This window comes from Candidatus Hamiltonella defensa 5AT (Acyrthosiphon pisum) (assembly GCF_000021705.1).
Classification (GTDB): Bacteria; Pseudomonadota; Gammaproteobacteria; order Enterobacterales; family Enterobacteriaceae; genus Hamiltonella; species Hamiltonella defendens.
Map to the genome: position 1 here is coordinate 1,416,510 of NC_012751.1, position 13,980 is coordinate 1,430,489.

At 39.9% G+C, this 13,980-nt stretch carries 18 protein-coding genes and 2 pseudogenes; 9 read left to right on the top strand and 11 right to left on the bottom strand.

Going from position 1 to position 13,980, the window contains the following annotated elements; all coding sequences use genetic code 11:
• Window positions 1-11: 11 nt before the first annotated feature.
• Entirely contained in the window at window positions 12-653 is a 642-nt protein-coding gene (locus tag HDEF_RS06955; protein WP_015873932.1) for a protein disulfide oxidoreductase DsbA, read from the top strand.
• Window positions 654-946: 293 nt separating this feature from the next.
• Here HDEF_RS06955 and HDEF_RS06960 read toward each other — a convergent pair whose 3' ends face one another.
• The 3 genes and pseudogenes from HDEF_RS06960 to HDEF_RS13915 form a co-directional block, all read right to left on the bottom strand.
• Window positions 947-2,365 (bottom strand): hypothetical protein, encoded by a 1,419-nt coding sequence (locus HDEF_RS06960; RefSeq protein ID WP_100103920.1) that lies wholly within the window; start codon window positions 2,363-2,365, stop codon window positions 947-949.
• 78 nt (window positions 2,366-2,443) lie between these two features.
• Window positions 2,444-2,587, bottom strand: a pseudogene (locus tag HDEF_RS13285) (glycosyltransferase); the annotation flags it as partial.
• Complete coding sequence (locus HDEF_RS13915) at window positions 2,535-2,657, bottom strand: hypothetical protein (RefSeq protein WP_425475052.1); 123 nt, start codon at window positions 2,655-2,657, stop codon at window positions 2,535-2,537. The pseudogene HDEF_RS13285 and the gene HDEF_RS13915, both read right to left, overlap by 53 nt.
• 826 nt (window positions 2,658-3,483) lie before the next feature.
• On the opposite strand from HDEF_RS13915, the gene HDEF_RS06965 reads away from it, so the two are divergent.
• Window positions 3,484-4,158, top strand: a complete 675-nt coding sequence (locus HDEF_RS06965) for a hypothetical protein (protein ID WP_015873935.1) — start codon at window positions 3,484-3,486, stop codon at window positions 4,156-4,158.
• 130 nt (window positions 4,159-4,288) lie between these two features.
• Here HDEF_RS06965 and HDEF_RS12590 read toward each other — a convergent pair whose 3' ends face one another.
• Window positions 4,289-4,435 carry a hypothetical protein gene (locus tag HDEF_RS12590; protein WP_015873936.1) on the bottom strand — a complete coding sequence of 49 codons (147 nt, stop codon included), beginning with the start codon at window positions 4,433-4,435 and terminating at the stop codon, window positions 4,289-4,291.
• Between the two features lie 855 nt (window positions 4,436-5,290).
• Between HDEF_RS12590 and HDEF_RS13290 the strand changes: the two genes are divergently transcribed.
• The 3 genes and pseudogenes from HDEF_RS13290 to tnpA form a co-directional block, all read left to right on the top strand.
• Window positions 5,291-5,458 (top strand): HNH endonuclease signature motif containing protein, encoded by a 168-nt coding sequence (locus tag HDEF_RS13290; protein ID WP_234809374.1) that lies wholly within the window; start codon window positions 5,291-5,293, stop codon window positions 5,456-5,458.
• Window positions 5,459-5,732: 274 nt separating this feature from the next.
• Entirely contained in the window at window positions 5,733-5,927 is a 195-nt protein-coding gene (locus HDEF_RS12730) for a hypothetical protein (RefSeq protein ID WP_015873941.1), read from the top strand.
• A 284-nt stretch (window positions 5,928-6,211) separates the two neighbouring features.
• Window positions 6,212-6,493, top strand: a pseudogene (tnpA, locus tag HDEF_RS11655) (IS200/IS605 family transposase); the annotation flags it as partial.
• Window positions 6,494-6,612: 119 nt separating this feature from the next.
• Here tnpA and HDEF_RS13295 read toward each other — a convergent pair.
• The 3 genes from HDEF_RS13295 to HDEF_RS13305 are packed head-to-tail and all read right to left on the bottom strand — an operon-like array spanning window position 6,613 to window position 7,702.
• Window positions 6,613-7,203: a flagellar biosynthesis protein FlhF gene (locus tag HDEF_RS13295; RefSeq protein ID WP_234809375.1), complete on the bottom strand. Its 591-nt coding sequence runs from the start codon at window positions 7,201-7,203 to the stop codon at window positions 6,613-6,615.
• A 1-nt stretch (window position 7,204) separates the two neighbouring features.
• The gene (locus tag HDEF_RS13300; protein ID WP_200488983.1) at window positions 7,205-7,441 is read right to left on the bottom strand and encodes a hypothetical protein; all 237 of its coding nucleotides are present in this window, start codon (window positions 7,439-7,441) and stop codon (window positions 7,205-7,207) included.
• Between the two features lie 33 nt (window positions 7,442-7,474).
• The gene (locus tag HDEF_RS13305) at window positions 7,475-7,702 is read right to left on the bottom strand and encodes a hypothetical protein (protein WP_015873944.1); all 228 of its coding nucleotides are present in this window, start codon (window positions 7,700-7,702) and stop codon (window positions 7,475-7,477) included.
• Between the two features lie 524 nt (window positions 7,703-8,226).
• Between HDEF_RS13305 and HDEF_RS06990 the strand changes: the two genes are divergently transcribed.
• Complete coding sequence (locus HDEF_RS06990; protein ID WP_015873946.1) at window positions 8,227-9,723, top strand: hypothetical protein; 1,497 nt, start codon at window positions 8,227-8,229, stop codon at window positions 9,721-9,723.
• A gap of 84 nt (window positions 9,724-9,807) precedes the next feature.
• Here the strand turns inward: HDEF_RS06990 and HDEF_RS11665 are convergent, their stop codons facing one another.
• From HDEF_RS11665 to HDEF_RS07005, 3 genes are all read right to left on the bottom strand, one after another.
• Window positions 9,808-10,002, bottom strand: a complete 195-nt coding sequence (locus HDEF_RS11665; RefSeq protein ID WP_268802441.1) for a tail fiber assembly protein — start codon at window positions 10,000-10,002, stop codon at window positions 9,808-9,810.
• 170 nt (window positions 10,003-10,172) lie between these two features.
• The gene (locus HDEF_RS12735) at window positions 10,173-10,583 is read right to left on the bottom strand and encodes a phage tail protein (protein WP_015873949.1); all 411 of its coding nucleotides are present in this window, start codon (window positions 10,581-10,583) and stop codon (window positions 10,173-10,175) included.
• A 435-nt stretch (window positions 10,584-11,018) separates the two neighbouring features.
• Window positions 11,019-11,489: a glycoside hydrolase family 3 N-terminal domain-containing protein gene (locus HDEF_RS07005; RefSeq protein ID WP_052543464.1), complete on the bottom strand. Its 471-nt coding sequence runs from the start codon at window positions 11,487-11,489 to the stop codon at window positions 11,019-11,021.
• Window positions 11,490-11,518: 29 nt separating this feature from the next.
• Here HDEF_RS07005 and HDEF_RS12190 point away from each other — a divergent pair, with 29 nt between their 5' ends.
• From HDEF_RS12190 to HDEF_RS10990, 3 genes are all read left to right on the top strand, one after another.
• Window positions 11,519-11,767, top strand: a complete 249-nt coding sequence (locus HDEF_RS12190; protein WP_158533956.1) for a hypothetical protein — start codon at window positions 11,519-11,521, stop codon at window positions 11,765-11,767.
• 58 nt (window positions 11,768-11,825) lie between these two features.
• Entirely contained in the window at window positions 11,826-12,125 is a 300-nt protein-coding gene (locus HDEF_RS07010; protein WP_015873611.1) for an IS3 family transposase, read from the top strand.
• Between the two features lie 395 nt (window positions 12,126-12,520).
• Window positions 12,521-13,144 (top strand): pentapeptide repeat-containing protein, encoded by a 624-nt coding sequence (locus tag HDEF_RS10990; protein WP_015873954.1) that lies wholly within the window; start codon window positions 12,521-12,523, stop codon window positions 13,142-13,144.
• 20 nt (window positions 13,145-13,164) lie between these two features.
• Here the strand turns inward: HDEF_RS10990 and HDEF_RS07020 are convergent, their stop codons facing one another.
• Complete coding sequence (locus tag HDEF_RS07020; RefSeq protein ID WP_044612357.1) at window positions 13,165-13,596, bottom strand: Mor transcription activator family protein; 432 nt, start codon at window positions 13,594-13,596, stop codon at window positions 13,165-13,167.
• Window positions 13,597-13,980 lie beyond the last annotated feature (384 nt).

Consider the following 13,980-nt stretch of genomic DNA (forward strand, 5'->3'; position numbering starts at 1 on the left):
ATTTTTATTCTATGACAAAAATTTATGTGTTACTGATAAGTTTTCTAATGACATTCTGCGTCTGTGCAGCACAATTTCAAACAGATAAGCAATTTCAAGCAGGGAATCAATATATCGTTTTGGATACCCCTGCTAAAAACAATGTGCCTGATGTATTAGAATTTTTTTCAATTAATTGCCCCCATTGTTACGTTTTTGACCAGCAGTATCATATTTCTGATACGTTAGAAAAAAATTTACCTAAAGGTGTGAAGTTGGCTCGATATCATGTTTCGTTTTTAGGTCCGCTTGGGAAGGAGTTAACTCGAGCTTGGGCCGTTGCGGTGAAATTAAATGCCGAAAAAAAGGTGCTCCCCTTATTTTTTAAAGCAGCACAGGAAACAAAAACACTGTCAACTCAAGAGGATATTCGTCAAATTTTTATACAGGCTGGCGTCACTCAGGAAGAATATGATGGTGCATGGAACAGTATCCCCGTCAGCGCTTTAGTGGATAAACAAGAACGGACAGTATCTGATTTAAAATTACAAGGGGTGCCTGCCGTCTTTGTGAAAGGAAAATATATGATTAAAAATGAGAATATTGATACCAGCTCGAAGGAAGCTTATGCCAAAGAATATGCTGAACTCGTTGGTTTTTTATTAAAAAAGTAGCAGGATTCATCATTTATATCCACAGTCAAGAAAAAATGTTCAATTTAGTTAAGTGATTGAAAAATTAAAAATAACTATATGATTAATATCAATTTAATAATATGTTTAAAAATTTCTTAATTTAAAAATAAATTTCCAATTTTTTTATTCACAAAGTTATCCACAGTTCTATCAAAAGAGGTGGCATGTTTTGCTACCTCGAAGGTTCCTTAAACGGAGGTTTAAGTGTAGTTTTCTATAGTTTTCTCGTTGTATGAAAATCACTGACTTTTTCATTCTGTATCCAATGTTTTTTACTTTAAATCAATAAATACGCATTCCCCTTGTGCTGTTTGCTGGTTTATTTGAAATTTACTCTCATTTTCTATGACATCAAGTTTGAATGTTATCTCTACCGGTAATCCAGCTTCTGCTGGGCTTGCAAGACTCCCGATAGATCCTGCACATCTGGCTTTTATTGTTGCTATTGTTGAATTATTATTTTCATCCATCTTTTTAATTTCAAAAAAGCTGGAGCCACCCTTAAAAAAACAGTCTTGATTTAAAACCTGCTTTCCTTTTGACTGTGTTTCTCTCAATCCTGGTCGAAATATGGATTGATTTATAAAGCAACTCATAAATCCTGGAAAATCAAAAGAAGAATTAATCGACAATGTATGTGTTTGAAACTGGGTAGCACATTCTTTTAATTGTTTATCACCTTCATTTTCAGAAAAAATTTTTTCTCCAGCAACTATAACCGTTAAACGCGGATAATCCTTAATGCTTTGCTTGCTTAAACCTAATGAACATGATAATTCATTTAATGAATCTTCATCTGCTTTTTTGGAAAATTCTTGTTGGTGAGTCTTTGTACCTTGAGTTGCCATTTCAGTTCCATATTTTATAACCTCATTGAGTGTTTCCTCAGAAAATTTGTGTTCAATTACATTACCCAATTTTTGAGAATTAGAAGAATTAAATATGACTTCTATGACTTCCTCTTTTGTAAGAAGTAATTTTTCATTACTTTTTAGGTTTCCCTTTTGTTTTTTACAGAGTTGAAAAATGGTTGATAATGTCTTTATATTTGAAATGTCAATTTTTTGACAAGCTTCCACGACGATGTTTAAGTTTTTAATGTGATTTCCAAGATCTTCTTCAGGTTTAGGAGGCTCTTCTTTAAAGAGCGCCCAAACTGATTGAATATTTTCATTAATTTTTTGCTGGTAACATTTAACAAGGAAATCAAGAGAAAGCTTGGTAAGTGGCATCCCTCCTTTTGTATTTTCATTCAACTTTTTCATATTTTCTTGTACGTATTGAAGCATACTCCAATAGCTATTTTTTTCCTGCTCGTCCTGCTTTATAATTCTCTTCTCCAGGAATAACTGACTCACTGCTAAGGACACATTTTTTTGATCAGAAATGTTGCAATCTTCAACTATATTCTTGATATTCTGGCTATGTTTTTGTGCATCATTAACGAAATCATCAGGGAGTTTGTTAAGACCTGGCACTCTTCCCTCTTCAACAGCATTGTCGAAAAGCATACGAATATATTCTGTTGAATCTTTCTTAACAGGTTGAGCATCCTTCTTTGAAAATAAAGAAATAAATATATTTTTAATTGATATAAAATATCTGATAAACAATGATTTTTGAGGCTCAGTACGTTCACTGGAACAACGAGTAATATTATTGTTAGAGGTGATTTTATTATCATGAGTCATAAAAAAATTCCTTAGGTTGGCTTTATTTAAATATTTTGCATACAAATACTTAAAATTAGATTTTAAATCTATTATTTTTTAAAACATTTTATCAAAAACCGATTTTGTAATACTTTCTATGATGTATCGTGGCCTTTTTTTACTTTCCATATAAATCTTGCCGATATATTTACCCAGAACCCCGATACCAATGAGCTGAACGCCGTCGAGAAAACGAATCACTGTTAACTCGGCAGGCCGGATGATCGACAATGATGTCACTCAGCGCGTCTTCCAGATCGCCGAATTCCAATTCGTACACCGACAGAGGTCATGATAATAGCTTTTAGCTGGCTTTCTCCGCTTTTCTTTCGGCCTTTTTGTCTTGCTCAACTTGGGACGGACCTGATGCGTCTACCGTTTTCCCGAGGTCTTGATAATCTTGAATCAGTTTTAAACCAGACTTTACGTCTTTTGCAATGATTAAATTTATTTTAAAAAGTCATTTATTAAATTTTAAATTTATTACATATTTTAATTAAAACAAACGTCAAAAAAAGTTTACCTGTGTCATTTTTTATTCAATTTTTTGTAAATAAATTGATTCAACTTCCAAGTACACTTTTACTAAATACCTTTTTATTTACTGACTTATCCGCCATTGCGGAAAAAACGTTACGTTTATCGGAAAATGCGGTGTTAATAATGTATATGTCCATAAAAATAGTCACCATATTCTGGACGGCCCTGAGTATAGCATTCTGCTGGAAAGTACGCTTTTAATTTTGTTTCTTCTTTTCCCTTTAATAAAAGCCTACTCTTTGTTTTTCATTAAATTGAGTGAAATGACCTATCAGTCAAGCTCAATTCCCGGTCTATTTAAACCCGTCCCGTATTTTTGTCCTTTTCAGACAGTTATTCAGGTTATTATCTAATATTTTTATGACCTTTATTTTTGTCAAATAAAAAATAAGCGGTTTTTGATATTTATCTGTATTAAAGAGAGATAAAATTACATCACAACCAATCACGTTAAAACCAAAATACACGAATAATCCCTCTAAAAATTTGAATTTAAAAAATATTGAGGGACTGAATTAACAACTAATTTTTTTAAACAACATTAGGAAAATAAAAAAATGTTTACACTTTCTACTGCGGGTTTTTCTCGCTCCCCATCCACAACTGAATCAGTTCATCAATCAAATAACTCAACTAATACATCTAATAATATTCAAGATTCTCTGCGGAAATTAAGTCATTCATCTGAAGAGCTTCCTAGTCGTCCAATGTATGAAATTTCTCTGGAAAAGAGGCAGTGTATAGAAGGCAATTTTAATACAACACCACCACTAAAAAATCACAAGATTATGACTAACAGTAGTAAAAGTAATGTATCGTCTAACGATAGTTTTCATAATAAATATAAAGCAAATAAGTGGACATTCATATACAATTTTCGTGGTAAAAAATCCCCAGTTTTTGCCAATGAAATTACAGCATATCAATATGAGGTTGTTGCCAAAGAGAAGGGTTTTTATGGAGAGCTTCCTCAGAAAATTAAAAGAAAAGATGTGATCAATACAGAAACTCTAAGCTTGACAGAAGGCAAACACGGAGAGGAACTGTATAATATTTTTTTTGAAAAAACTCCGAATGGAAAGTCGACAAAACGAATAATGGATAATTTTGGTTTGCATGCAACAGCGGTTAGGCGCGTGGATAAAGAAACTACATACCGTAATACGTCTATGGTTATAACTGATTTTTATATTGATATAGCGCCAGTAAACTCAAAGGTAACAAAAAAATAAATTGGTTTCGATCATGCGCACTTTCGTCGTCATAGCGGTTGGCGGGCTGAATGGCCTTGATGCATATGCTTATTTGTCACATTGATAATGTGATTTACTATTTGAAAAGTTCAGGTTCCGTCTTGGGGCATCATGACGCAAGTGCTATTTTTGCATCAAATGGAATGCTGGATTTCAACGCACCATAGGCCAGTTGTAGCCATTTCCACATAGCCGTACGAATTCCTGTTTTTCCGTTTTTATGGTGAGATAACACTCGTTGCCAATCAGATTTCACTATCAGATTGCAGGAAAAGGGCGGTCAAAGCGGTCATAGACACAGCTCTCCTCAGTTTCCGCCTTGTTTTAGTCCCGCAGAGGCCATCCCTTCTTTGCTGTGGCTCAATTTTGACACATTAACTAAATACGCCAACAAATTGGTGCTCAGGATTTTTCCTTCAATACAGGGACGGCTTCCAGCAAGACTTTATTTTTCTTTAAATCTGGAGAGTCCTCAATATGATTTTTTATTTTTTCTTTGTTGTGCTCAAATCTGGCATCCCTTTTGATAAAAAAATTAGCCCTTGCTAAAACCTAATCAAAACGGTATCTGATATTAAAAAAAGACACTGAAAGACAACAAAATTTTCTACTTTTTGAATAAAACAACAAGTCATAATAAAATTTAAGTGATTGTTAAATCACATTGAAAATGTCGGCTTTTATCCCACTTTAATTGTCTTTTGCTGCCTATATTTTAATCAAAAAATTGTTTATATATTTGATTTTAAATGATTTTTTTAAATTTTGTCTTTTCGTTATTGCGATAACGAAACCGTGAGGGAATAGTTATTAACTGTAAGCATCATGCGGATGAGTTGCTGGGTTTATCGGTATGGTTAACAGATGTGAACTGTTAATAAAGACCGTTATCAGTAACAGGCTAAAGATGCTGACAGGCCTGAACCAAAAGGCATGAGGTAGGCTATCTGTGATTTTTGTGCGGATACATGGGCAATCAGAAGTGAAGCCTGCGCATTCGATAAAGAATGGGAAATATATTTCGAAAAAAGGCTAGAAAATACCTGGAAAACAAAAGCCGTGGGAAAGTAAGAAAGTCATACCACTATGGATAAAACAAGATAAACGCTGTTTGTGCTGCAACCAATTAATTACTCAAGAAACTGGCTGGAACATACACCATAAAGTCGAAAGAGTGAAAGGAGGCGGAAATGAACTGAGTAATCTTGAACTCTTACATCCCAATTGCCATCGACAAAAACATAGTAGGGCTGCTGGTTACGATCGTATAGTATCGTAACTTATTAAAGGCTTGAGCGGTATGCGGGGAAACTTGCACGTACCGTTCTTAGGGGGCGGCGTGACAGAGATGTCACGTTGCTACCCGACCATATCCGACGACGGGATATGAGCGAGTTACTCAATTAAATTGGGGCCATTTTATCGTATAATGAGTATACGGAAAAACAAGTCATCACGATGATGAACTATCTGATTCAAGAGGGAAATGCGACAAACCCGATGCAGTTTATCACTGAGATAGCGAAACAATCAGACAAACATGGGGCGTACTGATGACGATGGCTCAACAAATTGAAGAGATAGGAATTCAAAAAAGCATGAAAAAAGGAATAGAAGAAAGGGAAAAACAGGCTTCGCTAAAGATAGTGCGTCATTTGCTGGAGAACGGGATGGAGAGCCAATCTGTGAGACAAATAACGGGTCTGAGTGAGACTGAAATGAAAAGCCTGTTTCAAGATTCACCCTAACTGAAGGTTTTTTCTGTTTTTTTAGTTTGTACCTATCAAAAGTATTTTTATCTGTCTTTTTTTCAGATAGAAGAGATGCCAGTGTACTTGGTCAAAAAGAGCTTTAGTATTGACCCTCTGACTAATAAGAGTCATAAAATCAAGCCAGAAGCAATAAACCCCCTTAGATAACCCTTTCCCCTCTTTAAAAACTCATGATTGATTCAAAACCAGCCTATGATTGCACCCGACAATAAAAATTACTGATTTAAGCATACCCGTATTTAAATTAACCATACCCGCTTCAGTATGCAGGTGAAGTATGCCGTGATTTTGGCGCTGAGTTGAAAGAAAGTCACGGGGAGTCCGATCATGTGCACCTGTTGATTGAGTACCCGCCAACCGTGCAATTGTCAGTATTGGTTAACTCATTGAAAGCTGTTACATCCCGCCGTCTTCGGAATGAGTTTCTCGATTTACGCGGTGCTTACCGCAAGCCGGTAGTTTCTAGCTCATATTTTGCTGGTTCGTGCGGAGGCGCGCCGCTGGAAGTGGTAAAACAATATATTCAACATCAGCGTGGCTGATGGTTCTTCGGGCTTTTCAAGCCCGTCCAAATTCCCCTCCTGCCTTATGTCGCATAGTTATCTACAGATCATGTAGGGTTAAGAACCGCCATCGCGAAATGAGCAAGTTCTTCAGGGGTCTATTCTGCTAATAAAGTCAAGGTATTGAGTAAGATGGATAGTCCTGCGAGCAGAGCTGGAGCGCTTTCTATTCGTCCTCGTTTTTGTTGTCGTCCGGATAATCGACAAATTAACTGACGGGCGGCTACATTGTCGTCGTCTTCAGAGCGTTGTCGTCTCCATACCAGTACACATGCCATACTGGCTATCAATAACCTGCGTAGCACAGCTCCAGCACTAAGCTGACGCCATTTTTCTACGTCATGTCCAGCCCCTTTGAGCAGCTTCAAAAAGGAGTCGATACTCCAGCGCCAGTAATACCAGCGAGCGACTTCTGCGCTGATGCTCTCGCGGCTTACGTTTGTGAGCAGCGTCCAGCGTCCGATAAAATTACCGTCAGTATCGGTAAGGCGAACCGCAACCAGTCTGAGCGTCAGAGCTACGCCTGGCTGTACTTTCACTCGCCGGCCCGTGTTCTTGTCTTTCCGCTTCGGTTTTGCGGTTCGCGTGATGATGACAGATGTTTCGCCGATCTCCATATTGGCTTTTTTCCCTTTCCAGCGAATTTGTCCGCATGCGATAAAGGGCAGATCATTTGCCATTTCACCCATTTTACGGGTTCTCCCTCCCCACTCGGCCCGATGCCCTTCCTTTCCCCGGATAAGCCAACCTATTCCCTGGGCGGTCAATGAGATGAACCCATTTCTTCCCCGTATTCAAAGACTCAACGCGTCTGATATCAGCCACCAAAGCATCCATATGAGTCAGTCTCCCAGACAAACCCTCTGTTAGCGTTGAACGACAACCCGCCCCATCCGTAAGTGTTTGAGACAGCGGTGCTATTGGCAACCCCTTTTCAGCATCAACGAGCAGACTGGTTTGTCATTCATAACCGACCTCACCACCCTGCGTCATTTTCAAACGTTCTTCTTTCCCGTTGTGGGTACGAAACTGTAAACGAGACCAGTCGTGAACGACCAGAGCGTATGGATGCCGACCAAGCGCAACCTGCTCGAGAGCCAGCGAAATAATCGGTTCATTTGCGTTCATTATTAAAAAAACGCCAGACAGCCTGAGTTGTGGCGAATGTTGTTTTCTGCCCGCTAGCAAGGTCTTTAACCGTAGGGGCCAATCGGGCTGCGGGTGTCATGTGTTGTTTAACCAGACGCTGATAACGTCGGTTGAGGCGGGCATCAATCCCGCCAATAGGTAAGTTCAGATCATGCTACAACCTAATAGCAGATATCCATAAAGATGTGTAGATACCTATGATCCCAAGGCGGGGGAAATAGACTGGCCTGAGGGGCCTTACCTCTTTGGTCAAATCGAAGCGGGACGATGTTTGAGCGTTTGTATTTATTATAAAAATATAGCTGTTTCGATATTACATGATACTGTTTGATTTATAAAAATCATTTTATATCAATCTATTAATTAGATGATTCAATCAACTTATAAGGCGTTAGCCATAATATTTAATAACAACAATTTTTAACAGCGCCATATAACCCGATGTTTTTATAAGTTATTTTTGACCACACATAAAAATGAGCGGTTTTTGCAATTTTTTTATAATTTAAAAAGTCAAAATACCTTGAATTTATCTAACAACATAAAAAAATAAGGTAAGTATTATGAGTTTATTTTCATGTCTAAATTGTCTACGTTCCAATCGAACGACTAAAACTCCAATTGAGTCTCAAAAAGCAAAAACAGGAATCTGGCAACAGTTCAAAAAATTTTTTGTCGGGGTCAAAAACTTAAAGACGGATAGAAAATCTGTTGTGTTAAGTAGAAACGTTGCCTATTCAAAAGAGACCGGAAAATCAAGGGCAGGCGTAGCGTCAAACACGCTCACAGTCGAAAGCAGATCAAAAGAATTAGTAAATGAAATCAAAGGAGCAAGAGAATCATTAAATCTTATTTTAAACAGCACACACAGCCCATACGCCGAAGCCGCAAGAGAATACGAAGCAAAAGGCGGAGAATACTCAAGAGCAATCCAAACAGCCAAAAATACTGAATCTTTAAATGGAATAGAAAAAAGTGTCAAAGCCTGGACCCAGGAAATAAACAGATTACTAAACTGGCATTTGGATTCAATTCAGAGCAATAATCATCATACTTTAATGCCTCATTCTTCCAGTTCAGTTTCTTCAAATACACCTGGATCTTCAACAGGGGCTCGCATAGGCGATTCTCTAACCATATCTCCAGCTTCAGAAGGAGCTCAAAAAGCTGCTCAAACGATTTATTCAGATAGTCCTCCTGAAGAACTTAAGACGTTAGTAGTCACAAACGAGGATTTACTAGACAATATTAATCATTTATTTGAACGTGATGATGAATTACCTAAACCTAATTTAGTCGAGTATAATTGTGGTGGTATTTCGAAAAAGCGTAAAGAAGAAATCAATGAAATACGTAGCGAACTTAAAGAACTCAACGAGATTCCTTATTCTAATATTACGCCACAACAACAATTGAAGCTTGACGAACTTAGTGAAAAAATAAAAAATTTTAATGAAAAAGAAAAAGATTATAATTCTCTAATAGATAATTCTTGTTCTGAAAGTACAATGGCCCTTGCTTATCAAATACTTACGGGTGGAGAACTAAGATTTAGAGGAAACTTGGATTTTACAAAACCAACATTAAATGATGAAAAAGATGTTCAGACAGATTTAGGGTATCTCTTTGGTGCTTGTGAGGGTAAAAAAAATGAAAAATATTTCAAATCCCTCAAATTTGAAGAAAACGGTGAAAACGACTTAAAATCTGAATTAGACTCTTTCAATTATCCATTGCTTTTGATTAGAACAGGAAATGGAGGAGGTCATCAATCTGGGCATTATAAAGTACTTCTTAAGAAGAATGATTCATGGTATGAATTGAATCCAGGGGCTGAAAAAGAGCTCCAAAAAAGACAATTAACATCCCAAAGCGAGTTAGCAACAGATGTCGGGAAAGATCTTTTAAGATCAAATTTTAGAGTCATTCCGTATACTCCTCAATGTCTTTATGCTCAGTTGATATTGACACAGGATTTTAGGACTAAGTCACAAGACGACATATATTCTATAATGGAAACTCGCATAGACGAGATTAAAAACATCCTTAGCAAGGAGTAAAGGTGAAGCGAAAGGGCAGGGTGATTTTTCAGCGGCCAAGACAATAAAACGGACCGGGACACCACCAATCTGGGTACAGTCCTCCTACCCCCTCGGCACTTCAGGCCGCGCCATTGCCCTCGCCTTGGGGTCGAGTCGATGGAGGGCGACGCGATAGGTTTTCCAGGCGTGGAGGGTGTCGATTTCTTGTTCCGTGGAAACCCCTAGGTCGAGGGCATCTTGCAGGGGCGCGATGGCTTTTATGGCGATGTGCATGAATCGGTCTTTTTTCCTTTTCAATGTGACACAGTGTCGATGGTTTTGAGATGGCTAAAGCTCTATTATATCATTTTATTGAAAACAGGTTTTATGCTGTTTGCTTTTTTACCGTTCCGTCAAGGCTGACAGAATAGCCCCCACGATTAAAAGTGTAGGTTGCGGTCTCAACCACCCAAGCCCCATTCACCCCCTCACGAAAGCCGGACAGGGGCAAAGGCGCTTCTGCCATGAATAGGGGATTGCCCGGTAGTATAGGCTGAAGGTAGACTTGCCTCGCTCAAAATTCTCCAGTTGCGCTCTCGCCGCCTTGCTCGCTTCCGCTTCATCTTTGAAGAGCCTGCGAATGATGTAAGCCGGTTTTCATCCCCCGTTGTCACTTCCATTTCTTTTGATTGCGCATTATCACGGTATTTTGCTTTGACGCTGGCATACGCTCCTCGCTCAACCAAAGAGACCCGCCAATTTGTGACTTCTTTGGGCGTCAGAAATATGGGACGGATAAATGCTCCGCTCGCAGTTTTCGCTTCTCCCTTTTTAACGTAGAGTAAAAACCCGCTCGCAGACTTGGCAACGGCACCCACTTTGCCTCCCAATCGGGTCAATAAATTTAAATCATGCTCATTCGTCTGATTGAACTACCTCATAGTCTATCGTGCCAAACTCATCACTCAGCTTAGGCGTTAAATGGGGTTCACGTGCGATACTGTCCAGGATTTCTTTTAACGTCATTCGTGTTGGGGTTTTACCGGGGTTTTACCGGGTTTTTGCCATGTTCGTGTCTTAAGCTCTTTGAAGCCCTTGTTCATGTTCGCCGCTTTACCCCGGATAACCAAGACATCAGACGGCCCGATCATTTCAGGTTCATCAACGACATTAAGATCATTGTTTGATATATATTCAATAAACTTGAAGATGCGGGGTAAGAAAGTGCTATGCTCTTACATCCCCCGCCTTTTTGTGCGATGAGCGACTGCATTTTGAGTATATAATCATCTGCCACTATCAACAAAACTGAGCTACGAACTCATTGTATATCCTTATTGTGTGTCAATTATGTTAGCAATGTTTTTATCTACATCTGACAATTTCTTCTTGAGGTGTATTATACGTTGATAAGCGCTCTCAATTCTGCTGGATTTAATCTCGCCTGATTTTACATGCGCATAAATAAGATCAATGACATCTGCGGGATTTTGCCAAACAGGAGATTGCTGATTACTAAAAATCAACATATCGGCACCGGCATTAATAGACAGCTTTAATGCTTCACTCAAGCTGTAATTATCCGCGATAGCGCTCATTTGCATGCAATCGGTGCTAACAATGCCCTGAAATCCCATCTCATCACGCAACTTTCCTTGTATGATAGCCTTAGACAAGGTAGCCGGTTTACCGCCGGGATCTAAATGACGATTAACAACATGAGCAGTCATAACAATCGGGCAGGCGTCCTTCTGAGCAAGTAGGTATTGATACGGTTTTAATTCTTTTTTCTTCATGACAGCCATATTCAAACCCTGGCCACACCCCCTCCGCGGTGCTGTATTCGGACACAGGCGCCACAGACACGACCGTGACCATCACGGGCGGGTCTCTCCATGCCGCAGGTGACCTGATTGTGTCTGCCGGCGGAAAAACGAACCTGGTTTTCAGCAGGGTCGTTATCTCCCCGCCGGGCAGTGGTCATGCCATTCATTTTACTGGGACAGGAGGAGAAGTCGATTTAATGCCTGAACCAGACAGCCCTCTACGGGAACATTGTGGCGGAGGGTGTGTTCTGGCTTAATGAATTCAGCCAGTAAATTAATCCCGAAAGCGTTACTGAACAAAGGAAGTACAAGAAAATGTCTCAGCCAACATTTAAACCAGAATTGAAACGCGAAGTAGCCCATCTGGTTATCGAACAAAATTACCCGTTTCGTCAAGGCAGTGAAGCCATGGGTGTGAGTATCAGCGCCCTCCGTGATGGGGTGAAGCGGGCAATGAGCGAAAAAAGAGGACAAACTATTTCCCAGGGTAAAACAATGACAGCAGACCAACAACGGATTCAAGAGCTGGAAGCCAGACTCCGCAAGGTTGAACGGGAGAAAGATATCCTCAAAAAGGCTTCAGCTCTCTTAATGTCAGACTTTTACAATCGATAAGCCTCATTAATGACTGAAGTGAGGATTACCCTAAAACAGAATGATGTGATGTCTTTGGCCTCAATCGAAGTACTGACTATTATCAATGTCATCGGCAGAAAAAAGGCACCCCTGAACGTGAACGCCTGAAAATACGGCTGATGGAATGACACAGAAATAGCCGGGGCGCGGTAGGGTCCCGCAGGGAATCGGCCGCGCTACAAAACAGCCCAATTGATGCGTGAGGCAGGCATTGAAAGCAAGGCCACGCCAGCTTCCGTATCATAGTTGCATTTAGTCGTTGTTTTTTTAAATCTAAACCGAGAACAGAAAACACCACAAGCAAAGCAACACAAGATGATTCTCAAGCAAATGGTTTATCTACTTCTACAAAATCAATAATAGAAGAAATAATAATGGAATTGATTGCAAAACATAACGAAGAGCACCCAGCTGATTTTAAAAAGTATGATTCAATTGAGTACAAACATGTATTCAACGAGTTACGAGAACAAGGAAAAACAGTTCTAGATGGACTGCGTCTACCAGTAGGCGCAGACGTAACGAACACGAACTTAAATGAGTTGCAACTAATATTGTTAAATGCACAGGGCGCGGATTTTAGGGGCTCAACCATTCGAAATACGGATATGTTCGGAGCAGACATGTCTGAAACGAATCTAAATGACCTGGACCTAAGCACAACAAAACTATTTCACGCTTGCTTCAGCGGGGCGAGTCTAGAAAACGTAAATTTCAGTGAAAACAAGTCTCTAAAATTCACTAGATTCAGTGAAGCGAATTTACAGAAAGCGAATTTCAATAACACCAAATTGCATTGTGCTAACTTTAAGAAAGGCAACCTGGAAGGCGCGACATTAAAAGGCGCGGATTTAACAGGCGCCAATTTAAAAGGCACAGACTTCACTAACGCGGACTTAAGAAATGTGGATATGACAGAAGATGAGCTGCTTGCCAGTGGTGCGATACTCACTGGTGCAAAAGTAGGCAACAATTCTACATGGAAGGAATTATTATAAAACAAATCATTTAAATGATTTTAATCAAAATGACACTGCTGCCGAACCACATTCAAGACCTGTCGTCTCGATAAGCCATATTTGAGGGCCAGGTGGTCGGCTCTTGAGCCGGTGAGGGTGCCACTGTGGTATTCCTGTCGGATGTGATGATTCCGAACGGCGCGAAAAAAATATTTGCTCGGCAGGTCTAAGACATTGCCGGCATAATGTGCACAAAGCCGCTCGGCATCCTGACCTCCCAGCAAGAGCCCCAAAGGGTAATCTGCCTGGATTTTTTTAGGGACATACACTCGCGCACCGCCCATACTTTGACCTAATTTGTAGGTGAGAGCAGGGCCTAGGACGTCGGTCATTTCCTGTAATAAATTGGGTAAAATAAAACCTCCTTTAAACGCATTGACCTTTTCGTTGTCGATAACTGCCCCAAGTGAACGCCAGTGTGCCGCCCCCACATTCTTGCATCCGGTCCATCACACTCTCTCCGATACAGTCGGCCAGTTCGGTTGGGGCCAGATTGCTCAGAACCAATCCGCAACCTTGCGCCTTTCGTGCGGGCCAGTGCTCTGCATAGGTTTGACAGACGCGTAGGCACTGTCTGGCGGCCTGTGCATTCACCGGCTGATATGATTCAGGCAGACGCAAAACGGGGCGGAATGTGAGCCTGTTTGAGCAAGGTGTGCATTGGTGCTTGTTGGGCTCTGTGTTGTTCTCTGTGCATTCGGATTTTTATTTCTGCAATGGTCGTTTCAAAGCACTTTGGGTGCCACTTTTTTTAAATATAACCATCCCAAAATCGTTGACTGAGTTAATTTTTTTGGCTACCGGCTATGTTAATC